This window comes from Arthrobacter sp. UYCo732 (genome assembly GCF_040547265.1).
Classification (GTDB): Bacteria; Actinomycetota; Actinomycetes; order Actinomycetales; family Micrococcaceae; genus Arthrobacter.
Genome location: NZ_JBEPPJ010000021.1, coordinates 1 through 23,024, shown reverse-complemented (window position 1 = coordinate 23,024; position 23,024 = coordinate 1). Strand labels below are relative to the sequence as shown.

Below are 23,024 nucleotides of genomic sequence, written 5' to 3'. Positions count from 1 at the left end.
CCGATCAGCAGGGGCGGCAGGGACAGTTGGCGCTGCGGGGCTACCTTGGTTTGGGCGCGGACGTTGCGGGGCCGCTCCAGGGGCTCACCGGGTTGCCCATCCAGTATGTCGCGGCGGGAACGGATTCGCCCCGCATGACCAGTGACGCCGGTCCTACTGTTCCACCGTTGCCGATGCTCGCCTGGGGCAGGATCACGCCGTGGGGTCCCATAGTTGCTCCGTCTTCGAGGGTAACAGTGTCCAGGCTCATGACCCGGTCATGGAAGAGGTGCGTCTGGACCACGCAGCCACGGTTGACAGTGGTGTTCCGCCCAAGGGTTACGAGGTCCGCCTCCGGAAGCCAGTAGCTTTCGCACCACGTGCCGCGGCCAATCTTTGCGCCGAGCGACCGAAGCCACCAGACCAACGCCGGCGTGCCGGTGGCAGCACGTGCGAACCAGGGGGCACTGACCATTTCGATGAACGTGTCCACCACCTCGTTGCGCCAGATAAAGGAACTCCACAGCGGGTGTTCGCCTTTACGGATCCGCCCCACCAGCACCCATTTAGCGACGACGGCGCTGCCCGCGGCCACCGCGCCGGCCACCAGCATGACCACTCCGCCCACGACGGCGGCAATTCCGTAGTTGTACGTGGCGCCCAGCCAGTCGAAAGCGAGCATCACGCCGGCGGCGATTGCCACCGTGGTCACCACGGGGACAAACCGGCCCAGCTCCCAGAGGGAGCGGGCAAACTTGAGCCGCAGCGGGGGCTCATAGGTGCGCGTATCGTCCGAGGCGATGGCAGTGCGCCGTAGCCGCACTGGAGGGCTGCCGAGCCATGACGTTCCGGATTTGGCCTTGGCCGGCGTGGCGGACAGCACGGCGACGAGCGAGTTCTTCGGCACGTTCCGGCCGGCCGCCGTCATGCCGGAGTTGCCCAGGAAAGAGCGCTTGCCGATCTTCGCAGGCGCAATCCGCAGCCAGCCGCCGTCGAGCTCGTAGGACGCCACCATGGTGTCGTCAGCCAGGAAGGCACCCTCGCCCACGGTGGTCATTTTCGGAATGAGCAGCACCGTGGACGCTTCCACGTTCTTGCCGATCTTAGCCCCAAGCAGACGGAGCCAAACAGGCGTGAAGAGGCTCGCGTAGACAGGGAAGAGCAGGTCGCGGGACAGGTCCAACACCCGTTCGGTGGCCCAGACCTGCCAGCCGATCCGGCTCCGGACACGGTAGTAGCCCTCCTTCAGGCCAATGCCAAGCAGCCGGGTAGTGGCCAGAATGAGCAGCAGGTTGGCCAGGAACCAGACGAGGGCCGCCGGTGCGAGGGCAAGCAGGAGCTGCGGCACGGCGGCGGACAGCGAGTGGCTACCCCTGATGAAAGCGAAGACCACCATCGCTGCCGCGGCTGCGGAGACATAGGGAATCATTGCAAGCACGGCGGATGCGGCGGCGAATCCGGTGAACCAGAGCCTGCCAATCACCCGGTGTTCTACTGGTGTGTCCGGCCGCGAATATTTGGCCTTGCCCCGGCGTTGGGCCGGGGAACCGGCAACGTGGTGCCCAGCCTTCACCTTTCCGAGGACGGCCGAGCCCGGTTCCACCTGGGCCCCTGCGCCGATCGATGCGCCGGGCATCAGCGTACTCCGCGCCCCGACGCTGGCACCGGCACCGATGCGGACGGCGCCGATGTGGACCACGTCGCCGTCGATCCACCAGCCGGACAGGTCCACTTCAGGTTCCACGTTTGAGCCGCTGCCGAGGGAGAGCAGCCCGGTGACCGGAGGCAGCGAGTGCAGCTGAACGTTGTTGCCAATTTTCGCACCCAAGGCCCGTGCGTAATACGGCACCCAGGGGGCGCTGGCAAGGCTGACGGCGCCGGCCAGGTCCTGGATCTGTTCAGCCAGCCAAAGGCGGAGGTGGACCCGTCCGGAGCGCGGGTACGTGCCAGGCACCACCTTGCGGAGCAGGATCCGTGCCGCGGCGATGGAAATTAGCATGCGGCCGGCGGGGGAGACGAACACGAGCCAGGAGGCGGCCACCCACCACCAGGACACGGTGGGCGCTGCGCTGAAGCCCGCGAATGCCGCCAGCAGGTTGTTGGCCGCCATCAGGTAGGTCAGCCAGCGCATCCCCACCAGGATGTGCAGGGGAATGCCCAGCAGCGTCTGGAAGACCTGTGATTTGACGGCTGTGGGGCGGACGGTCCTCTCCGGAGCTGGTCCGGCCGCCACCCCATCGGGAAGGGATTGGCGGGCCGTATCAATCAGCGCGCCAATCCGGGGCGTGGCGTAGATATCGGCAACGGTGATGGTGGGATAGCGCACGCGAAGGGCTGAGACCAGTTGGGCGGCCGACAGCGAACCGCCGCCGTAGGCGAAGAAGTCGGCGTCAAGGCTGGTCACAGGACTGCCCAGGATGGCGGCCCATTGTTCGGCAACCCAGTTGGCATCTTCGGGGAGGTTCAGTGGCGCTGCGTCGGCATCTGCAGCACCAGACCCGGTCAGCGGCCAGGGCAGCGCGTGGCGGTCTACCTTGCCGCTGGTCTTGGTGGGAAGGGAGTCCACCACGGTCAACAGCGGAATCAGCGGGGCGGGGAGGCTTGCCGCCAGGTGTTCGCGGGCAGCCGTCAGGTCGAGGCGTGCGTCTGCGGCGGCGAGGTAGCCCACCAAAATCTGGTTGCCGGCCGCGGTCGTCTTGACGGCCGCCGTGGCTCCGGCGACGTGGGGGAGGGCCTGCAGTGCAGCATCGATTTCGCCAAGTTCGATCCGGCGTCCGCCCAGTTTCACCTGCTCGTCGGCGCGGCCCATGAAGATCAGGCCTTCCGCTTCATAGCGGACCAGGTCGCCGGACCGGTAGGCGCGTTCCCAGCCGAAGATCGGCATGGGAGCGTACTTCTCCCGGTCCTTGTCCGGGTCAAGGTAGCGGGCCAGCCCGACGCCGCCGATGATCAATTCGCCGATTTGACCTTGACCGACCGGCAGTCCATCGGTGTCGACGACGGCCAGGTCCCAGCCATCCAGCGGGAGCCCGATGCGGACGGGACCGGCGCCGCCGAGGGGAGCGGCGCAAGCCACCACTGTGGCCTCGGTGGGGCCGTAGGTGTTCCAGACTTCGCGGCCGGGGACGGCCAGGCGCTCGGCCAGCTCCGGCGGGCATGCCTCACCGCCGAAGATCAGCAGGCGCACGTTCTCCAGGGATTCGGCCGGCCAGAGGGCGGCAAGGGTGGGGACAGTAGACACGGCGGTGATGCCGTGGTTGATGAGCCAGGGACCAAGGTCCGTACCTGTCCGGACCAATGCACGCGGGGCGGGCACCAGGCAGGATCCATGACGCCAGGCAAGCCACATCTCTTCGCAGGAGGCATCAAAGGCAACCGAAAGCCCGGCCAGCACTCTGTCCTGTGGCCCGAGGGGTTCCTCCTGCAGGAAAATCCGGGCTTCTGCATCAACAAACGCGGCCGCGGAGCGGTGCTGGACGGCTACGCCCTTGGGCGTACCGGTGGAACCGGAGGTAAAGATGATCCACGCGTCATCGCCAGGCCCGGCAGGACGGTACTCGGTGGAACGGCGTGCGGTTCGGCCTGGGGCTTCAGTGCCTCCAGCTTCACTCCGGTCTGCGGAGTCCCGGGGTTCGGGAAATGTGACTGCGCCATCGCCTGTGAGGACCGCTGCCACACCTGCCTCGCCGAAGACCAGCCGGGCGCGTTCGTCAGGATCGTCGGCGTCCACCGGCACGTAGGCAGCACCGATGTGGAGAATGGCCAAAATTGCGATGTAGAGCTCGTTGGTTCCGGACGGGATGCGTACGCCGATCCTGTCGCCGGCACCGAGCCTGGCCGCCTGCAGCTCACGTCCCCTGGCCCTGACAGCGGCCATCAGATCGGCGTAGCTGAGGGAACGACGGCCGTCGTCGAGTGCCGACGCCTCCGGGAAGCGGGCAGCCGAGTCTTCGAGTATCGCCACGAGGGTCCGCTCAGGGGTGGCCAAAGGCAACCCGGCCAACTGGGGGCGGTATAGGTTCTCCGGCGGGGACGCGACAATGCTCGGCAGATGCTCACTCACCGTTGAATTCTGCCCTACTAAGGTGAACGGAAGGTGTCATTATTAGTTGAAGGTTCACATTCCATTCACCTTTCTCGCTGGCATTCAGGGGACAAGCAGGACCTTGCCCGTGGTGCGCCGGCCCTCAAGGTCCTCGTGGGCGCGCCTGGCCTCAGCAAGGGGATAGCTGGCGCCGATCCGCACCTTCAGGGTTCCGTCAGCCACGGCGCCGAAAATTTCGCTGGACCGCCACAGGCGTTCCTGGGGATTGGCGAGGAAATCGGCGAGCTTCGGCCGCGTCAGCGACAATGATCCGCCGGCGTTGAGCCGTTGGGGATCCACCGGCGGCACTGCGCCCGAGGCTGCCCCGAAGAGGACCAGGAAGCCCCGGGTGCGCAGGCTGGCAAGTGAGCCGCCGAACGTATCTTTCCCCACGCCGTCGTACACCGCATCGACGCCGACGCCGTTGGTGAGCTGGCGGACTGCGTCCGCGAAGCCGTCGTAGCGGAGCACGTGGTCCGCGCCGGCTGCGCGCGCGAATTCCTCCTTTTCGGCAGTGGAGACAGTGGTGATGACGCGGGCGTCGCGGGCCTTCAGAAGCTGGGTGATGAGCAGCCCGACGCCGCCGGCTCCGGCATGGACCAGTACTGTGTGGCCCGGCTCCACTTTAAATGACGAGTTGATGAGATAGTGGGCGGTCATGCCCTGCAGGGGCAGCGCCGCGGCCGTGTGGAGGTCCACACCGTCGGGGACGGGGAGCGCTTTGTCCGCGTCCAGGACCGTGTACTGCGCATAGCATTCCTGGCCCTCCGCGGTTGCCACCCGGCTGCCCACGGTGAAGCCCTCGACGCCGTCGCCGACTTCCTCGACGGTCCCGGCAGCCTCAGAGCCCGGCGTGAAGGGATAGGGAACCTTATACATCCCGCCGCGCTGGTAGGTCTCAATGAAGTTAATGCCCGTGGCTGCCACCTTGACCAGCAACTGGCCGGGGCCCGGCGTCGGACGGTCCACCTCGTCGGCCTCGAGGACTTCCGGACCTCCGGACTGGCGGGCAACGATGGCATGCATAAAAGGTCTCCTCTCCGGGGCGGGGACTTCCCGGGCCGGTTTCTCTGACCATCCTAGGGACACCGCTTCCGACGACGAAGCGACGGCCGGTACCCGGCCGTCGCTTCAGGTCATACGAGGGTGCTGCAGGCGAATGCCGGACTGCGCTAGTAGCGCCGCGTGACCGTGGCCATGGGGCACTCGAAGCGGCGCCCTGCGGAGAGTCCTACATTGTTGAGGTAGCGGACAATGATGCCGTAGGACTGGAGCAGCGTGGTTTCAGTGTAGGGAACCTGGTGCCTCGTGCAGTACTCCCGGACGATCCTGGCAGCCTTGTCCAGCTGCGGCCGCGCCATGTCCGGGAAGAGGTGGTGCTCAGCCTGGCGGTTCAGGCCGCCGAGCAGGATGTCCATGAAGCGGCCGCCGGAGATGTTCCGTGAGGTCAGGACTTGGCGGCTGAAAAAGTCCACGCGGCTGTCCGCGGGCAGGACGGGCATGCCTTTGTGGTTCGGGGCAAATGACGCGCCCATGTAGAAGCCGAAGACGCCCAGCTGCACGCCGATGAAAGCGAACGCCATTCCCAGGGGCAGGAACGTGAAAGCCAGAGCGGGCAGGGTGCCGAGGCGGACCAGCAGGATGGGAAGCTCTACCCAGCGGTGCGTGACTTTGGCCCGGCGGAGGACGAATCTCACTGAATCGATCTGAAGCCCCAGGCCCACCAGGAACAGCAGCGGGAAGAAGAACCAACCTTGCTTGCGGGTGAGGAACGACAGCGGGCCCTGCCGTGTAGCGGCACCTTCGGTGTGGAAAGCGATGGCCCCGCTGGCAATGTCCGGGTCCTTGGAAATGACATTGGGGTGGTTATGGTGTGCGCCATGCTTCTGCTCCCACCAGGAGTAGCTCATGCCGGCAACCGAGGTGGCCAGGATGCGGGCGGTCCAGTCGTTGGCGCGGCGGGAGGCGAAAATCTGGCGGTGTCCCGCCTCGTGGGCCAGGAAACTCAGCTGCGTGCAGAGGACGCCGACGGCGGCAGCGATGAGGAGCTGGAACCAGCTGTCGCCGATCAGGGCGAAGCCAAACCACGCTGCTGTCATCAGGAGGACCAGGCTGGCAAACAATGCGATGTAGAAACCGACGCGGCGCTCAAGGAGACCTTCCGCCTTGACGGTTTTCAGCAGCTCCGAATAGCTCAGGACAACTGCGTTGGGCTTCCGGACACGCGATAGCGGGCGCTCGGACGTATCAAAGGTGGTGGACATGGAGCAGGGCCTCGTAACAGTTACGGGCAACGCTGCAGCCGACATTCGGACTGCGCGGTCGGTATCACCCTCACCTCAGCATAGAGGGGACTGACCGTCGGGGTGCCGCAAGGAAAGAAAGCAATGCATAAATATCGGACACAATGAATACTTTTGCTGTAAGATTCAGGGCATGACTATTTCTGTTGCCGTCTCCGGGGCCAGCGGTTACGCCGGAGGAGAAGTTCTGCGCCTGCTCGCAGGCCATCCGGACGTAACCATCGGTGCGATCACTGCGCACAGCAATGCCGGCTCCCGCCTTGGCGAGCTGCAGCCCCACCTGCACGGACTGGCAAGCCGCATCCTCGAGGACACCACAGTGGAAAACCTTGCCGGTCACGACGTTGTGTTCCTGGCCCTCCCGCACGGCACGTCCGCAGGGATTGCGGCGCAGCTTCCCGAAGGCACTGTAGTGATCGACGCCGGCGCAGACCACCGCCTCGTCGATCCGGCCGCCTGGGAAAAGTTCTACGGTTCCACCCACGCCGGAACGTGGCCGTACGGCCTGCCGGAACTCCCGGGCCAGCGTGAGGCGCTCAAGGGCGCCACCCGGATCGCGGTCCCCGGCTGCTACCCGACGTCGGCCCTGCTCGCGCTGACGCCCGGCTTTGCCGCCAAACTGCTCCACCCCGACGACGTCGTCATAGTTTCCGCCTCCGGAACCTCGGGTGCGGGCAAGGCTGCGAAGGTGAACCTGATCGGCTCTGAAGTCATGGGCTCCATGAGTCCCTATGGAGTTGGCGGTGGCCACCGCCACACCCCGGAAATGGAACAGGGGCTCTCCAATGCGGCCGGCGAACGTGTCACCGTCTCCTTCACCCCTACGCTGGCCCCAATGAGCCGCGGCATCCTCACTACGGCCACCGCCAAGGTAAAGCCGGGCGTCGCTGCCGCGGACCTCCGCCAGGCCTGGGCGGATGCCTACGACGACGAACCGTTCGTGCACCTGCTGCCTGAAGGGCAATGGCCCACCACCAAATCCGTCCAGGGTTCCAACCACGCCGCCATGCAGCTGGCGCTGGATGAACACACCGGGCGCGTGATTGTCACGTGCGTCATTGATAACCTCACCAAGGGGACCGCCGGCGGCGCCGTGCAGTCCATGAACATTGCCCTGGGCCTGGCGGAGACCGCCGGCCTCAACCTGCAGGGAGTTGCCCCGTGACCGTTACCGCACCCAAGGGATTCCGGGCCGCCGGCGTCACCGCCGGCCTGAAAGCATCCGGGAAACCGGACCTCGCCCTGGTAGTCAACGACGGCCCCTCGAAGACCGCGGCCGCCGTCTTCACGAGCAACCGGGTGGCGGCAGCGCCGGTCCACTGGTCCCGCCAGGTGGTCTCGGATGGCCGCGTTGACGCCGTCGTCCTCAACTCCGGCGGCGCGAATGCCTGCACCGGCCCGCAGGGCTTCCAGAACACCCACAGCACGGCGGAGCACGTCGCCAAGGTGCTCGGCATCTCGGCCACGGACGTGTTTGTTTGCTCCACCGGCCTGATCGGCGAACAGCTGCCCATGGACAAGATCCTGCCGGGCGTTGAGGCTGCCTCTGCAGCGCTAAGTGCCGACGGCGGCCCGGACGCGGCCAACGCCATCATGACCACTGATTCCGTGCCGAAGTCAGCGCTGTTCATCGGTTCTGACGCGGACGGCCAGGAATTCACCATCGGCGGCATCGCCAAGGGCGCCGGCATGCTGGCACCCGGGCTGGCCACCATGCTGGTGGTCCTCACCACTGACGCCGACGTCGCACCGGAACTGCTCGACGTCGTCCTCCGCGACGCGACGCATGTCACTTTTGACCGGGCTGACTCGGATGGCTGCATGTCCACCAACGACACAGTGGTGCTGCTGGCTTCCGGGGCCTCCGGCGCCGTTCCTTCCGCCGAAGTTTTTGGTGCGGGCCTGACGCAGGTGTGCGCCGAGCTGGCGCGAAAGCTCATCGGCGACGCCGAGGGCGCGAGCCACGACATCGCGATCCGTACGTTCAACGCCGCCAGCGAGCGGGATGCCGAAACCGTCAGCCGTTCCGTGGCACGGTCCAACCTGTTCAAGGCAGCGATCTTCGGCAAGGATCCCAACTGGGGCCGGGTGCTGTCCGCCGTGGGCACCACTGATGCCGTGTTCGAGCCGGACCAGCTGAACGTCGCCATCAACGGCATCCAGATCTGCCGCGATGGCAGCATCGGTGATGACCGCAACCTGGTTGACCTGGAAGCCCGCGAAGTCCTGGTGGAGATTGACCTGAGGTCCGGCGATGCCGAGGCCACCATCTGGACCAACGACCTCACCCACGACTACGTCCACGAGAACAGCGCCTACTCAAGCTAGATTCACCGGCAACCCTGGAGATACAGCACGCCATGAACACCCAGACCCGCGAAACCACATCCATGCATGATGCCCAAAGCAAGGCCGGCACGCTGATCGAGGCGCTGCCCTGGATCCAGCGCTTCGCCGGCACCACCATGGTGATCAAATACGGCGGCAATGCCATGGTCAACGAGGAACTGCGCCGGGCGTTCGCGGAAGACGTGGTGTTCCTGCACCACGTAGGGATCCACCCCGTGGTGGTTCACGGCGGCGGACCCCAGATCAACTCCATGTTGGCGCGGCTGGGCATCGAGTCCGAGTTCAAGGGCGGCCTGCGCGTCACCACCCCCGAAGCCATGGACGTGGTCCGGATGGTCCTCACCGGCCAGGTGGGCCGCGAACTGGTGGGCCTGATCAACTCCCACGGACCCTACGCGGTGGGCATGTCCGGCGAAGACGGCGGCCTCCTCCGCGCTGTCCGCACCGGCACCGTCATCGACGGCGAGGAAGTGGACCTGGGCCTGGTGGGCGAAGTAGTGGGCGTGAACCCCGAGGGGATCCTGGACATTCTCGCCGCGGGCCGGATCCCGGTGATTTCCACCGTTGCCCCGGAAATCGAAGATGACGGAACCGATGCGGCAGCCGAACGCGCCCAGACCACGGGGCAGGTCCTCAACGTCAACGCCGATACGGCCGCGGCGGCACTGGCCGAAGCCCTCGGTGCGTCCAAACTGGTGATCCTCACCGACGTCGAAGGCCTCTACGCCAACTGGCCGGAGACGTCCTCGCTCATTTCCTCCCTGACCGCTTCGGAGCTGCGCGAGCTGCTGCCGTCCCTTGAATCCGGCATGATTCCCAAAATGGAGGCATGCCTCAGGGCCATCGACGGCGGAGTGGAGCGTGCCCACATTGTGGACGGCAGGCTGCCCCACTCCATGCTCCTGGAAACCTTCACGACGGCGGGCATTGGCACGCAGGTCGTCCCCGACGAAGAGGTGAATGCATGACCAACACAGAACTAAGCCAGTCCGCTGAAGGCCGCAGCAGCGAGGGGGGCCAGGGTGTGGTCGGGCACCGCGAAGCGGGCGGGGCCCCTATCGCGGCGGAGGCCGCCGCAAGCGCACTCGTTGGCCACACCAGCGGCGCCGAGTGGCTTGCCCGCTACTCAACGTCCCTGATGGGTGTCTTTGGGACTCCGCAGCGGGTCCTGGTCCGTGGTGCCGGCTGCCTGGTCTGGGATGCCGACGGTAAGGAATACCTGGACCTGCTCGGCGGCATTGCCGTTAACGCCCTGGGCCATGCCAACCCGTTTGTCACGTCCGTGATTTCCAGCCAGCTGGCCACCTTGGGCCATGTTTCCAACTTTTTCACCAGCCCCACCCAGATCGCGCTGGCCGAAAAGCTGCTGGACCTGACGCAGGCCCCGGCCGGCTCCAAGGTGTTCTTTGCCAACTCCGGCACGGAGGCTGTTGAGGCTGCGTTTAAACTGGCGCGGCGGAACAGCGCCGGCCCAAGCGGCGCGCCCCGTAACAAGATCATCGCCCTTGAAGGTGCCTTCCACGGCCGCACCATGGGCGCCCTGGCCCTGACAGCCAAGGAGGCCTACCGTGCCCCGTTCGAGCCGCTGCCCGGCGGCGTGGTCCACATCCCGTTCGGCGACATCGCAGCCCTGGAGGCCGCCGTCGACGAAACAGTAGCCGCAGTGTTCCTTGAGCCGATCCAGGGCGAAGCCGGAGTACGGCCGCTGCCCCCCGGGTTCCTGAAGGCAGCCCGCGAGGCAACTGCAAAGGCAGGCGCCCTGCTCATCCTCGACGAGGTCCAGACCGGCATCGGCCGCACCGGAAAATGGCTCGCCAGCCAGGACAGCGGAATCGTGCCGGACGCCATCACCCTGGCCAAGGGCCTGGGCGGGGGTTTCCCCATCGGAGCGCTCGTCACCTTCGGCGAGCGGACGTCGTCGCTCCTGACCGCCGGCCAGCACGGCACCACCTTTGGCGGCAACCCGGTGGCGACGGCGGCCGCACTGGCCACCCTGCACGCGATTGAAAGCCAGCGGGTGCTGGAGAACGTCGCAAAGGTGGGGGACTACCTCCGCGCCGGGCTCACCGACGTCGACGGCGTCACCGAAGTCCGCGGCGAAGGCCTGCTGATCGGCTTCGACCTGGACGCCGATGTGGCGTCTGCCGTGGTGACCGCCGGGCTGGACGCCGGCTTCATCGTGAACAGCCCCGGCCCCCGCACCATCCGACTTGCCCCGCCGCTGGTCCTCACCACCGAACAGGCCGGTACCTTCCTCGCCGCCCTCCCGGCCATCCTCCAGACAGCTAAGGACGCTCTGTGACTCCTGCATCCACCACTACCCGGCACTTCCTCAAGGACACAGACCTCAGCCCGGCCGAGCAGGCTGAGGTCCTCGAACTTGCTGTCCGGATGAAGGCCGCGCCCTACAGTGTGCAGCCGTTTGCCGCCGAGGGGAATGGCCGCAAGACCGTTGCCGTCATCTTCGACAAAACCTCCACCCGGACCAGGGTTTCCTTCGCCACCGGCATTGCTGACATGGGTGGCAACGCACTGATCATCAACCCGGGTGAGGCCCAGATCGGCCACAAGGAATCGGTGGAGGACACCGCCAAGGTGTTGGAGCGGATGGTCTCCACCATCGTCTGGCGCACCGGGGCGCACTCCGGCCTGGTGGCCATGGCCGGAAACTCGAAGGTGCCGGTCATTAACGCCCTGTGCGACGACTACCACCCGTGCCAGCTCCTGGCTGACCTGCTCGCGGTCAAAGAGCACAAGGGCGAATTGGCAGGTCTGACCATGGCCTACCTCGGTGACGCCGCCAACAACATGGCCAACTCGTACCTGCTGGCGGGTGTTACGGCCGGCATGCACGTCCGCATCGCCGGCCCCGAAGGCTACCTCCCGGCAACGGAGATCGTCGCTGCGGCCGAGGAACGTGCCGCCCAGACCGGCGGGTCCGTGCTGGTTACCACCGATGCCGCGGCCGCCCTCAATGGTGCCGACGTTGTTGCCACGGACACCTGGGTCTCCATGGGCCAGGAGGCCGAAAAGGAAGCCCGGCTGCAGCTGTTCCGGGAGTACTCCGTCGATGAGGAGGCCATGGCACACGCGGCGGATGACGCCGTCGTGCTTCACTGCCTGCCCGCGTACCGGGGCTACGAGATTTCTGCCGGCGTGATCGACGGCCCGCAGTCGATCGTGTGGGACGAAGCCGAGAACCGGCTGCACGCCCAGAAGGCCCTGATGGCATGGCTGATGCACCGGTCCGGGCTCGCCGTGGTGGACGGATTGTCACTGGTGGACGGGCTGGCGCCGCAGGAGGTCGGCCGCTAGTGTCCGTCCCGTCGGCTGCGCCGGGCTCCAGCCCGGCCACCAAAACCGCCCGTCAGGCGCGCATCACCGCCATCCTGACGGGTGAATCGGTGCGCTCCCAGGCGGAGCTGGCTGCGTTGCTGGCGGACGACGGCGTCCAGGTCACCCAGGCAACCCTGTCCCGGGACCTCGTGGAACTCGGCGCTGTCCGCGTCCGCGGCAAGGAAGGTGTGCTGGTCTACGCCGTCCCCGGCGAAGGCGGCGAGCGAGCTGCCAAGAGCGGTGTGAGCCAGGAGATCCTGGATGCCCGGCTGGCAAGGCTCTGCAGCGAACTCCTGGTCACTGCGGAGGCGTCGGCAAACATCGCGGTGCTCCGGACGCCGCCGGGCGCGGCCAACTTCCTGGCGCTGGCCATTGACCACTCAGTGATGCCGTCGATCCTCGGGACGATCGCCGGTGACGACACCGTGCTGCTGGTGTCGCGGGATCCGCAGGGCGGGCAGGACCTGGCCGTCCGGTTCCTGCAACTGGCCGAGGAAGCCGCGCAATAAATTTCGCGCCATAAACTTGAAGACAACCAAGAACCAAACAACTAAGGAGCATTTTCGTGACTGAGCGTATTGTTCTGGCCTACTCCGGTGGCCTTGATACTTCCGTAGCCATCGGCTGGATCGGTGAAGCCACCGGCGCCGAGGTCATCGCCGTAGCGGTTGACGTCGGACAGGGCGGCGAGTCGCTGGAGACCATCCGCCAGCGCGCCCTGGGCTGCGGCGCCGTCGAAGCCTATGTTGCTGACGCGTCCGATGAGTTCGCCGACGAATACTGCATGCCCACGCTGAAGGCCAACGCCCTCTATCAGGGCCACTACCCGCTGGTGTCCGCCATTTCCCGCCCGGTGATCGTCAAGCACCTGGTTAAGGCCGCCCGCGAATTCGGCGCCACCACCGTTGCCCACGGCTGCACCGGCAAGGGCAACGACCAGGTCCGCTTCGAAGTGGGCATCCAGACCCTCGGCCCGGACCTGAAGTGCATCGCACCCGTCCGCGACCTCGCCCTGACCCGCGACAAGGCCATCGCCTTCGCCGAGGAAAAGGGCCTCCCGATCGAGACCACCAAGAAGAACCCGTACTCGATCGACCAGAACGTCTGGGGCCGCGCCGTCGAAACCGGCTACCTTGAGGACATCTGGAACTCGCCCACCAAGGACATCTACGACTACACCGCCACCCCGGAGTTCCCGCCGGCACCGGACGAGGTCACCATCTCCTTCGAAGCCGGCGTGCCGGTAGCGATCGACGGCATCAAGGTCACCCCGCTGCAGGCCATCAAGGAACTCAACCGCCGTGCCGGCGCGCAGGGTGTGGGCCGGATCGACGTAGTGGAGGACCGCCTCGTGGGCATCAAATCCCGCGAAATCTACGAAGCACCGGGTGCCATGGCGCTGATCACCGCGCACAAGCACCTCGAGGACATCACCATCGAGCGTGAGCAGGCCCGCTTCAAGGCCACGGTTGGCCAGCGCTGGGCCGAACTGGTCTACGACGGCCAGTGGTTCTCACCGCTCAAGCGCTCCCTGGACGCCTTTATCGAGGACACCCAGAAGTACGTCTCCGGTGACATCCGTATGGTGCTGCACGGCGGCCAGGCGATCGTCAACGGCCGCCGCTCCGACACCTCGCTCTACGACTTCGACCTCGCCACGTACGACACCGGTGACACGTTCGACCAGTCCATGGCCCGCGGCTTCATCGAGCTGTGGGGCATGTCCGCCAAGGTTGCGTCCGGCCGCGATATCCGCGTCGCAGGAAAGTAAGTTCCGGTGGTTGAGCCTGTCGAAACCCAGAAGTCGGAAGCGACAAACACGGGCGCACTGTGGGGCGGCCGGTTCGCCGGCGGCCCCGCGGATGCCCTCGCCGCCCTGAGTAAGTCCACCCACTTCGACTGGCGGCTGGCCCGCTATGACATCGCCGGGTCCAAGGCGCACGCCCGCGTGCTGCATAAGGCCGGCCTGCTGGACGACGCCGAGCTCGCAGGCATGCTTGATGCCCTGAGCCGGCTGGATGAGGACGTTGCCTCCGGCGCGTACCTGCCGGCCGAGTCTGACGAGGACGTTCATGGGTCACTGGAACGCGGCCTGATCGAGCGCGCCGGGACCCAGCTGGGCGGCAAGCTCCGCGCCGGCCGGTCCCGGAACGACCAGGTGGCTACGCTGGGCCGCATGTTTTTGCGTGACCACGCCCGGATCATCGCGCGCGGCGTGCTCGCCACCATCGAGGCCCTGGTGGAGCAGGCCAAGGCGCACCAGGGTGTGGCCATGCCCGGCCGCACGCACCTGCAGCATGCCCAGCCGGTCCTGCTCAGCCACCACCTGCTGGCCCACGCTTGGGCGCTGCTGCGCGATGTGCAGCGGCTCCAGGACTGGGACAAGCGCGCCGGCGTGTCACCCTACGGTTCGGGTGCCTTGGCGGGCTCCTCGCTGGGACTGGACCCGGAGGCCGTGGCGGCAGACCTCGGTTTCTTCTCCGCAACCCACAACTCGATCGACGGCACCGCCTCCCGCGATGTCTTCGCCGAGTTCGCCTGGATCACGGCCATGATCGGCGTTGACCTGTCCCGCGTTTCGGAGGAAGTAATCCTGTGGGCCACGAAGGAGTTCTCCTTCGTCACCCTGCACGATTCCTACTCCACGGGCTCCTCGATCATGCCGCAGAAGAAGAACCCGGATGTGGCGGAGCTGGCCCGCGGCAAGGCGGGGCGCCTGATCGGCAACCTGACCGGGCTGCTGGCGACGCTGAAGGGACTGCCGCTCGCGTACAACCGCGACCTGCAGGAGGACAAGGAGCCGGTCTTCGACGCCGCCGACACCCTGGAGCTGCTGCTTCCGGCTGTTTCGGGCATGGTCGCCACGCTGAAGTTCAACACGGAGCGGATGGAAGCCTTGGCACCCCAGGGCTTCGCGCTGGCCACGGACATCGCCGAATGGCTGGTCCGGCAGGGCGTGCCGTTCCGCGAGGCCCACGAGCTCTCGGGCGCGGCGGTCAAGCAGGCCGAAAGCCGGGATGTTGAACTGTGGGACCTGACGGATGAGGAGTACGCGGCCATCTCGGCGCACCTGACTCCGGAGGTCCGCACGGTCCTGTCCACTGAGGGGTCGCTGAACAGCCGCAACTCCCAAGGCGGGACCGCACCGGCCGCCGTCGAACGCCAGATGCTTGCCCTCGAGGGCGAGCTCGCCGGCGTGCGCGAGTACGCGGCCCAGTAGTCAAACGCTCTCTCACTTGATGCGGGTTTCTGGCCAACGCTCTCTCACTATCCTCAAGAACGTGAGAGAGCGTTGGCGATATTCATGCATCGACTGAGAGAGCGTTGTGTGTAAACCGCAAAACGCTCCCGCTACCATTGCGCCATGAGCAACGCCTTCCGCAGCCACCTCCGGGCGCTGCCTGATTTTCCCGCCGACCTGCCGGACTTCGACCCCGCCACGGCGCCCGCCGATCCGGTGGCGCTGTTCAAATTGTGGCTGGCGGAGGCCCTGGCTGTCGGGGTGATGCAACCTCACGCCTGCAGCCTGGCCACCGCGGACGTCAACGGCCAGCCGTCCGCCAGGATGCTTATCCTTAAGGACATCGACGACGACGGCTGGCATTTCGCCACGTCCCGCACCTCACGGAAAGGCCGGGAACTCTCGGTCAACCCCGCCGCCGCCCTGAACTTCTACTGGCCGCAGCAGGGCCGGCAGGTTCGCGTGGCCGGCCCGGTGGTTGAGCTGTCCGCTGAAGCGTCGGCGGCAGACTGGCGGGCGCGGCCCGCAGCAGACGGCAGCCACAATCCCGACTGGCAGCTCTATGCGGTCAGGCCGACGGAACTGGAGTTCTGGCAGGCGCGCCACGACCGGCGGCACATCCGGCACCGCTTCGGCCCGAACGGAATCCCGGAAGGTTAGGGTGGGCGCCATGACTGCCCCCGCACCGGATGCCCTACACCTCCGACCTGCCGGAATTGCTGGCCTGGCCTGCCGGACCTCCCGAAGTGCGGTAAGCGTTATACCGCTTCGCGGGCCAGCAGGCTTTCCTTTGCCTCCCGGGCGAGCAGGCTCTCCTTGATGGCCAGGCCCCAGCGGAATCCGCCCAGGGAACCGTCAGTGCGGATGACGCGGTGGCACGGCACAAACAAGGCCGCGGCATTGAAGGCACACGCGCTGGCAGCAGCCCGGACCGCCTTCGGTTTTCCGGACAGATCCGCATACTCGGTGTACGTCACCGGCGCTCCGGCCGCCACCGTCCGAAGCACATCCCAGGCATGCGACCGGAACGGCCCGGACTTCTGCAGCACGGGAACGGCCATGGCCGGTGCGGGGTCCCCGGCGTAGAAAGCTTCCACTGCCCGGGAAATCGGACCCAGATCAGTCACCGCCTCCACGTCACCCGGACGCAGTTCCGGGTGGATCTGCCCGGTCAGCTCACCGGGTTCGGCGGTCCAGCCGGAGGCCAGCACCACGCCGTCCTGCGCGAGGATGGTGAACGGGCCGTCCGGTGTGGGCACGGTCAGCAGTTGGGCTTTCATTGCATCGCTTTCTCTGGAACGTTTTGTTCACGCACAGGGGCCTTCGGCGCAGCCGCGGCGCGCCACAGGTGCATGGTGGCGTAGGACCGCCACGGGCTGACTTCGCGGAAGTCCGGCGCCGGGATGCCGAACCCCTGGACGGCGGCTCCCGGGCTTACCGTGTGCGGGCTTGCCGTGCGCGGGTTTGCAGCGTCCACGGCGAGGGCCCGGATGCCGTTACGCACCGCAGCGTCATTGGCCAGGAAGACGTCCGGGGCGCCGAGGACCCGCATGGCCACGTAGCCCACAGTCCACGGACCCACCCCGGCAAGCGGCAGCAGTTTGGCTTCCAGCCCCTGCAGATCATCACCATAACCGAAATCCAGCTCGCCGCCGGCGAGGGCAGACGCGGCGGAACGCAGGGCGTCGATCCGCCGTTGCGGACCTCGCAGGAGCGAGTAGCCCGCGCCTGCGATCTCGGCTGCCGTGGGAAACAACAGGTCAAGCCCCTCGGCCGGAACCAGGCTGGGGCTGCCGGCAACGGACAGTTGCGTCAGCGCCGTCCGGGCTGCGGCCACCGTGATTTGCTGCCCGATCATGGCCCGGACCAGAAGCTCCTGCGGGTCCACGGCGCCGGGCATCCTGATGCCCGGAACGCGTGCCACCGAAACTGCCAGTCGGGGATCCGCAGCCAATGCATTGTCGATCGCCACCGGGTCGGAGTCGAGGTCGAAGAGCCGGCGTACCCTGCTCAGCAGGGCCGGCAGATCGCGGAGGTCCACCGCACCGATGGTGAGGGTCAGCGGCCGCCCCGACGCGCCGTCGTCGTAATTCACGCTGAAGCGGGCATCACCGTGGGGGAGCCGCAACGTACGTGAGTACGACGTCGGTGTCCCCGCCTCGATCCCCGGGAGGGCCCGCACCGCGAGGAAGGCAAAGACGCCCGGATCGAAGGGTTCGCGGTACGGCAGGCTCAGCGTCAAAGCCGTGGCGCCGGTGCCGGGCGGGTGATGCCGCGCAGTGGCGCGCAGGGCGGTGGGAGTCATGGCGAAGACCTCCACCATGGTGTCGTTGAACTGCCGGACGCTGCTGAACCCGGACGCGAAGGCGATGTCCGCCAGCTTCATGGACGTGGACACCAGCAGGGTGCGTGCCGTCTGCGCACGGCTGGCCCGGGCCAGGGACAGCGGGCCCGCGCCGAGTTCGTGGCTGAGGATCCGGTTCAGCTGGCGTGCCGAGTACCCCAACCGCGAGGCCAAACCTTCCACCCCGTCCCGGTTGATGACACCGTCGTTGATCAGGCGCATCGCCCGGCCGGCCAAGTCCTGCCTGACGTTCCACGCCGGCGTACCCGGAACCGCCTCGGGGAGGCATCGCTTGCAGGCCCGGTAGCCGGCGTCGTGCGCTGCTGCGGACGTTTCGTAGAAGGTGACGTTGGCTGCCTTGGGGGTCCGGGCCGGGCAGGATGGACGGCAGTAAATCCCGGTGGTGCGGACAGCGGTGTAGAACTGTCCGTCGAAACGGGTTTCCCGCGCGTCAATCGCACGGTAGCGCTGCCAGAAGTCCATCCCCCTATCCTGCCAGCCGGACGCCGGGCCTGCTAGCGGAAATCGGACATGGCCGTCAGTGTTCGGTAGAGTCAGTCCATGACCGTCAGCAGCACTCACGTGGGACCGGGGCAGTCCCCGGAGCAGCTCCGCGACCTGCTGGCCGGTGATGCGCGGGGCATCGCACCGCTGCTGCTGGGATCGGTATTGAGCCACGCCAGCCAGGAAGGCACCGTCGCCGTGCGGATCACCGAGGTGGAGGCCTACATGGGCCCCGGCGACTCCCTGCACCCGGATCCCGGGTCGCATACTTTCCGGGGTCAAACCGCCCGTAACGCCCCCATGTTCGGCCCGGCCGGTCACCTCTACGTGTACTTCACGTACGGGATGCACTACTGCGCCAACATCGTCTGCGGCCCCGCGGGAACGGCGTCTGCCGTCCTGCTGCGCGCGGGCGAGGTGGTGGAGGGACGGCACCTGGCGCTGGTGCGGCGGCCGACGTCGAAATCGGCATTGGACCTGGCGAGCGGTCCCGCGCGGCTCGCCACAGCCCTGGCCCTCACCACTGCCGACAGCGGACGCGACGCGCTCGCGGAGCCGTTCGAACTGCGGCTCCCGGTGCGGGCGCCGGCCTTCAGTTCCGGGCCCAGGGTGGGAGTCTCCGGCGACGGCGGTTCCGCCGACTATCCCTGGCGGTTCTGGCTGCCGGGGGATTGCACCGTGTCCCGGTACAAGGCCGCGAAGGTCCGGCCCGCATAGACTGCACCGCCGGTAACCAGGCCTTGGGTATAAAAAGTGAACAGTGGATGACATCCGGGGCGAGGGGCAGGCGGGCGCGTTAACCGAAATGGTTGTAGAATGGACGGTCTGTCTTTTGCGATAGGGGAAACGTTCAATGCTCGACGCCGATTTGGCCCACGAACGCGATTATGTTGCTGGCTTGTATGCGCGGCTCGAAGAGCTTCGTGAGGAAAAGCGCACGCAGTTGGCGCATGTCCGCCGGGCCGGTGCCGTGGGCACCATGCAGAACGTTTCCGAACGTGACGCTTTTGCCTCACTCTACGAGGACCGCCTGGCGCAGCTCGATGCGGTGGATGACCGGCTGGTCTTTGGCCGCCTGGACCTGGATTCGGGTGAGGCCCAGTACATCGGCCGTATCGGCCTGGCTACCGATGATCTGCAGCGGCTCATGGTGGACTGGCGCGCGCCCGAGGCCGGCCACTTCTACCAGGCAACGGCGTTTGACCGGCAGGGCGTCCGGCGCAGGCGGCACCTCATCCTCCAGGGCCGTGAAGTCAAAGCCATCGAGGACGATGTCCTGGACGCCGGGATGCTGGCGGACAACGCCTCGCTGCAGGGCGAAGGAGCGCTGCTGGCGGCGCTGGACTCCAAACGCACCGGCCGGATGTCGGACATTGTCGGCACCATCCAGTCCGAGCAGGACCGCATCATCAGATCCTCCATCTCCGGCGCCCTCGTGGTGCAGGGTGGTCCAGGCACGGGCAAGACCGCTGTGGCGCTGCACCGCGCCGCGTACCTGCTCTACACGCACCGGGAGCGGCTGAAGACTGCCGGTGTGCTGCTGGTGGGGCCGTCGTCGTCGTTCATGAAGTACATCGAACGTGTGCTGCCCTCCCTCGGTGAGACCGGCGTGGTCATGGCCAGCGTGGGGCGCCTGATGCCGGGAATTCACGCCGTGGCTGAGCCTGAGGCGGACGTCGCGGCCATCAAGGGGCGGCTGGAGATGACGAAGGTTGTAGCCAACGCAGTCGCGAACCGGCAGCGGATCCCGGCTGAGGACCGCATCCTGGAGGTCGACGGCCGCAAGCTCATCTTGACACCCCGGCAGGTAAGCCGTGCACGCGAACGTGCCCGGTCCACCGGCAAGCCCCACAACGAGGCACGCCTGACGTTCGTCAAAATCCTCCTTCGTGAGCTGACGGAGCAGATGACGGATCTGGTGGAGGCCGGGAGCATCGGCAACAACGCCGACCGCTCCTACCTGGCCGAGGACGTCCGCACGGCCCGTGATGTCCGGATCGCGCTGAATCTGTGCTGGATGCCCATGACTCCGGAGAAGCTGATTACTGAACTCCTGAGCAAGCCCGCCGTACTGGCGGCCTGCACACCGCACCTGAACCTCAAAGAGCAGTCGCTGCTGCTGCGGCCGGCGAATGCGCCCTGGACCGAGGCGGATGTCCCGCTGTTGGACGAAGCGGCCGAACTCCTTGGTGAGCTCGATCCGGCGGCGGGCCGCGGGCTGGCCCAGCAGGAGCATGACCGCGCCCGCGACCTCGCCAACGCCAAACAGACGCTGGTGAACATGGGGGATATGGGTGTCGATGTCCTCATCACTGCGGAGGAACTGGCCGATCAGAACCAGGAGCGCGAGAACCGGCAGACCGCCGCCGAGCGTGCTACCACTGACCGCTCGTGGGCGTTCGGGCACATCGTGGTGGATGAGGCCCAGGAACTCTCGCCGATGCAGTGGCGGCTCCTGGTCCGCCGTTGCCCGCTGAAGTCCTTCACGATCGTGGGGGACATCGCCCAGACGAGTTCGGTCGCCGGAGCCAATTCATGGCAGGGTGCTTTGGCACCCATGTTCGGTGACCGCTGGCAGTTGGAGGAGCTGACGGTCAACTACCGTACTCCGTCCCAGATAGCCGAAGCTGCCGCCCGGATGGCCAACGCAGCCGGACTCGTTGTGTCCGTGCCGAAGGCCGTTCGGGAGGGGCGTTGGTCGCCGTTTATCGACAAAGTGGATCGCGGGCAGGTGGTCAGCCGCCTCGTGGAGGTGCTCCCCGAAGAACTGGAAGCGCTCGACGGCGGCCTCCTGGCGGTTATCGCCGACGGTGACCTTCTGCCTGCCGCCGCCTCAGCCCTCCGCGCCATCTACGGCCGCCGCATCGGCAACGGAGCGGGCAGCTATGAGCAGGACATAGTGGTCATCAGTCCGCGCGAGGCCAAGGGCCTGGAGTTCGACGGCGTTGTGGTGCTGGAACCGTCCGAAATGCTCAACCACGAGCACGGCCGGGTGGGTGACTTGTACGTGGCCATGACCCGCCCCACCCAGCGGCTTCGGTTGATCGCTGCAGAAGGTATTCCGGCGGGCATCGAAGAGTAAGCCGACAGGTCTTTTGCACTCCTGACGCCCGGCGCCGTTCATGACGGCGCCGGGCGTTGTTGATCCTGCTAACTTAGATGTCGTGTCAGAACTCAACGATCTCGAATCCCAGCAGAACGACCCCTCCTTCGCCAACATCTGGCAGGAGCTGAAATGGCGCGGCCTGATCCACGTCTCCACCGACGAAGCGGAACTCGAAAAGCTCCTCGCCGGTGAGCCGGTCACCTATTACTGTGGGTTCGACCCCACCGCACCCAGCCTGCACCTGGGCAACCTGGTCCAGCTCCTAGTGATGCGCCGTCTTCAATTGGCCGGCCACAAGCCGCTTGGACTGGTAGGCGGTTCCACCGGGCTTATCGGTGACCCGCGGCCCACTGCCGAGCGAACGCTGAACACCAAGGACACCGTGAATGAGTGGGTGGGATACCTTCAGGCACAGGTCCGCCGCTTCCTCAGCTTCGACGGCGCCAACGCTGCTCGCATGGTCAACAACCTTGACTGGACGGCACCTCTGAGCGCCATTGATTTCCTGCGTGAAATCGGCAAGCACTACCGTGTGGGCACAATGCTCCGCAAGGATGCAGTGGCCTCCCGCCTCAGCTCTGACGAGGGCATCAGTTACACGGAATTCAGTTACCAGATCCTGCAGGGCATGGACTACCTGCAGCTGTTCCGCGACTACGGCTGCATGCTGCAGACCGGCGGCTCAGACCAGTGGGGCAACCTCACCAGCGGCACCGAACTGATCCGCAAGGTGGAGGGCATCGGTGTCCACGCCCTGGGCACGCCGCTGATCACCAACTCCGACGGCACCAAGTTCGGCAAGAGCGAAGGAAACGCGATCTGGCTCGACGCCGGCATGTGCAGCCCGTACGCCTTCTACCAGTTCTGGGTCAACACCGCAGACGCTGATGTGGTGGACCGGCTGAAGGTCTTCACGTTCCTGAACCGCGCCGAGATCGAATCGCTCGCCGCTGCCGTGGCAGAGCGGCCGTACGCCCGGGAGGGCCAGCGGAAGCTGGCGTTCGACGTCACGTCGCTGGTTCATGGCGTGGAAGCAACCGAGAAGGTCATCGCTGCCTCGGCTGCCCTCTTTGGCAATGGTGACCTGACCGCACTGGACAGGCCCACCCTGGAAGCAGCCACATCGGAGCTTCCCTCCGCCCGGATCCAGGTGGACGGCCTCGGGATCGTTGACCTGCTGGTGGCTTCCGGTCTGTCAGACAGCAGGTCTGCCGCCCGGCGCACGGTCAGCGAAGGCGGTGCATACGTAAACAACGAGAAGGTGTCAGACCCGGAGGCTGTCATCTCCGAAGAGGAACTGCTGCATGGGCAGTACCTGTTGCTGCGCCGCGGGAAAAAGAACCTCGCCACCGTGGAAGTCCTGGTCCCATAGTCGCCATTCCTGTCAATGCACGCTTCTCCGCAGCCAATTTGCACGGCAGCGGGGGAGCGTGTATTGTTTTCTGAGTCGCTGCCGCTGAGTGGCGACAAAACCCCCTTCAAATGAGAAGCTATTCATCATGTGCGAAGCGCGATCGATGGAAAGTTTCGATTTTGCTGGGTGGATTCAGCTTATTGAGTGAATATCCGGAAAATAACCGGGATTTGCAAAGTAAACCTGAATCAACTAAAGTATAAACATCGCAGCGAAGAAAAACGAAACAAAAGAATTCATTTACTGAATTGTTTCGAAGAGTATTTGAATGTGTCTGTTGTTTGAGAACTCAATAGTGTGCCAAGTTTGTTGATACCAATTTATTGTATTGAATTGGTTGAATTTGCCGGGTCATGCCATCCTG

Annotated in this window: 17 protein-coding genes; 12 read left to right on the top strand and 5 right to left on the bottom strand. The window is 66.1% G+C overall.

Going from position 1 to position 23,024, the window contains the following annotated elements:
- Positions 1-40 precede the first annotated feature (40 nt).
- The 3 genes from ABIB45_RS19150 to ABIB45_RS19140 form a co-directional block, all read right to left on the bottom strand.
- Positions 41-4,042: a Pls/PosA family non-ribosomal peptide synthetase gene (locus tag ABIB45_RS19150; protein WP_354217430.1), complete on the bottom strand. Its 4,002-nt coding sequence runs from the start codon at positions 4,040-4,042 to the stop codon at positions 41-43.
- Positions 4,043-4,126: 84 nt separating this feature from the next.
- Complete coding sequence (locus tag ABIB45_RS19145) at positions 4,127-5,089, bottom strand: quinone oxidoreductase family protein (protein ID WP_354217429.1); 963 nt, start codon at positions 5,087-5,089, stop codon at positions 4,127-4,129.
- A 146-nt stretch (positions 5,090-5,235) separates the two neighbouring features.
- Complete coding sequence (locus tag ABIB45_RS19140; protein ID WP_354217428.1) at positions 5,236-6,327, bottom strand: fatty acid desaturase family protein; 1,092 nt, start codon at positions 6,325-6,327, stop codon at positions 5,236-5,238.
- A gap of 172 nt (positions 6,328-6,499) precedes the next feature.
- Here ABIB45_RS19140 and argC point away from each other — a divergent pair, with 172 nt between their 5' ends.
- The 9 genes from argC (at position 6,500) to ABIB45_RS19095 (ending at position 15,952) form a co-directional block, all read left to right on the top strand.
- Entirely contained in the window at positions 6,500-7,531 is a 1,032-nt protein-coding gene (argC, locus tag ABIB45_RS19135) for an N-acetyl-gamma-glutamyl-phosphate reductase (RefSeq protein WP_354217427.1), read from the top strand.
- Complete coding sequence (gene argJ, locus ABIB45_RS19130) at positions 7,528-8,694, top strand: bifunctional glutamate N-acetyltransferase/amino-acid acetyltransferase ArgJ (RefSeq protein ID WP_354217426.1); 1,167 nt, start codon at positions 7,528-7,530, stop codon at positions 8,692-8,694. The genes argC and argJ overlap by 4 nt, the downstream gene beginning before the upstream one ends.
- A 32-nt stretch (positions 8,695-8,726) precedes the next feature.
- Positions 8,727-9,683: an acetylglutamate kinase gene (argB, locus tag ABIB45_RS19125; RefSeq protein ID WP_354217425.1), complete on the top strand. Its 957-nt coding sequence runs from the start codon at positions 8,727-8,729 to the stop codon at positions 9,681-9,683.
- Positions 9,680-11,017, top strand: a complete 1,338-nt coding sequence (locus ABIB45_RS19120) for an acetylornithine transaminase (protein WP_354217424.1) — start codon at positions 9,680-9,682, stop codon at positions 11,015-11,017. Before argB ends, ABIB45_RS19120 begins: the two co-directional genes overlap by 4 nt.
- Positions 11,014-12,030 carry an ornithine carbamoyltransferase gene (gene argF / locus ABIB45_RS19115; protein WP_354217423.1) on the top strand — a complete coding sequence of 339 codons (1,017 nt, stop codon included), beginning with the start codon at positions 11,014-11,016 and terminating at the stop codon, positions 12,028-12,030. The genes ABIB45_RS19120 and argF overlap by 4 nt, the downstream gene beginning before the upstream one ends.
- Positions 12,030-12,560, top strand: coding sequence for an arginine repressor (locus tag ABIB45_RS19110; protein WP_354217422.1), 531 nt, complete (start codon positions 12,030-12,032; stop codon positions 12,558-12,560). Before argF ends, ABIB45_RS19110 begins: the two co-directional genes overlap by 1 nt.
- Before the next feature lie 56 nt (positions 12,561-12,616).
- Positions 12,617-13,822, top strand: a complete 1,206-nt coding sequence (locus ABIB45_RS19105; RefSeq protein WP_354217421.1) for an argininosuccinate synthase — start codon at positions 12,617-12,619, stop codon at positions 13,820-13,822.
- A gap of 6 nt (positions 13,823-13,828) precedes the next feature.
- Complete coding sequence (gene argH, locus ABIB45_RS19100) at positions 13,829-15,271, top strand: argininosuccinate lyase (protein ID WP_354217420.1); 1,443 nt, start codon at positions 13,829-13,831, stop codon at positions 15,269-15,271.
- A gap of 144 nt (positions 15,272-15,415) precedes the next feature.
- Positions 15,416-15,952, top strand: a complete 537-nt coding sequence (locus ABIB45_RS19095; protein ID WP_354217419.1) for a pyridoxine/pyridoxamine 5'-phosphate oxidase — start codon at positions 15,416-15,418, stop codon at positions 15,950-15,952.
- 98 nt (positions 15,953-16,050) lie between these two features.
- Here the strand turns inward: ABIB45_RS19095 and ABIB45_RS19090 are convergent, their stop codons facing one another.
- Positions 16,051-16,572: a methylated-DNA--[protein]-cysteine S-methyltransferase gene (locus tag ABIB45_RS19090; RefSeq protein WP_354217418.1), complete on the bottom strand. Its 522-nt coding sequence runs from the start codon at positions 16,570-16,572 to the stop codon at positions 16,051-16,053.
- The gene (locus tag ABIB45_RS19085; protein WP_354217417.1) at positions 16,569-18,119 is read right to left on the bottom strand and encodes an AlkA N-terminal domain-containing protein; all 1,551 of its coding nucleotides are present in this window, start codon (positions 18,117-18,119) and stop codon (positions 16,569-16,571) included. Before ABIB45_RS19085 ends, ABIB45_RS19090 begins: the two co-directional genes overlap by 4 nt.
- Before the next feature lie 78 nt (positions 18,120-18,197).
- Between ABIB45_RS19085 and ABIB45_RS19080 the strand changes: the two genes are divergently transcribed.
- The 3 genes from ABIB45_RS19080 (at position 18,198) to tyrS (ending at position 22,618) form a co-directional block, all read left to right on the top strand.
- Positions 18,198-18,857, top strand: coding sequence for a DNA-3-methyladenine glycosylase (locus ABIB45_RS19080; protein WP_354217416.1), 660 nt, complete (start codon positions 18,198-18,200; stop codon positions 18,855-18,857).
- 136 nt (positions 18,858-18,993) lie between these two features.
- The gene (locus ABIB45_RS19075) at positions 18,994-21,222 is read left to right on the top strand and encodes a HelD family protein (protein WP_354217415.1); all 2,229 of its coding nucleotides are present in this window, start codon (positions 18,994-18,996) and stop codon (positions 21,220-21,222) included.
- An 82-nt stretch (positions 21,223-21,304) separates the two neighbouring features.
- Entirely contained in the window at positions 21,305-22,618 is a 1,314-nt protein-coding gene (gene tyrS, locus ABIB45_RS19070; RefSeq protein ID WP_354217414.1) for a tyrosine--tRNA ligase, read from the top strand.
- The last annotated feature ends 406 nt before the right edge of the window (positions 22,619-23,024 follow it).

Bases quoted from the DNA above. Each gene is read 5' to 3' on its own strand.
- ABIB45_RS19145 (WP_354217429.1), bottom strand. From the start codon at position 5,089: ATGCATGCCATCGTTGCCCGCCAGTCCGGAGGTCCGGAAGTCCTCGAG.
- ABIB45_RS19140 (WP_354217428.1), bottom strand. From the start codon at position 6,327: ATGTCCACCACCTTTGATACGTCCGAGCGCCCGCTATCGCGTGTCCGG.
- argC (WP_354217427.1), top strand. From the start codon at position 6,500: ATGACTATTTCTGTTGCCGTCTCCGGGGCCAGCGGTTACGCCGGAGGA.
- argB (WP_354217425.1), top strand. From the start codon at position 8,727: ATGAACACCCAGACCCGCGAAACCACATCCATGCATGATGCCCAAAGC.
- ABIB45_RS19120 (WP_354217424.1), top strand. From the start codon at position 9,680: ATGACCAACACAGAACTAAGCCAGTCCGCTGAAGGCCGCAGCAGCGAG.
- ABIB45_RS19095 (WP_354217419.1), top strand. From the start codon at position 15,416: ATGAGCAACGCCTTCCGCAGCCACCTCCGGGCGCTGCCTGATTTTCCC.
- ABIB45_RS19090 (WP_354217418.1), bottom strand. From the start codon at position 16,572: ATGAAAGCCCAACTGCTGACCGTGCCCACACCGGACGGCCCGTTCACC.
- ABIB45_RS19085 (WP_354217417.1), bottom strand. From the start codon at position 18,119: ATGGACTTCTGGCAGCGCTACCGTGCGATTGACGCGCGGGAAACCCGT.
- ABIB45_RS19080 (WP_354217416.1), top strand. From the start codon at position 18,198: ATGACCGTCAGCAGCACTCACGTGGGACCGGGGCAGTCCCCGGAGCAG.
- ABIB45_RS19075 (WP_354217415.1), top strand. From the start codon at position 18,994: ATGCTCGACGCCGATTTGGCCCACGAACGCGATTATGTTGCTGGCTTG.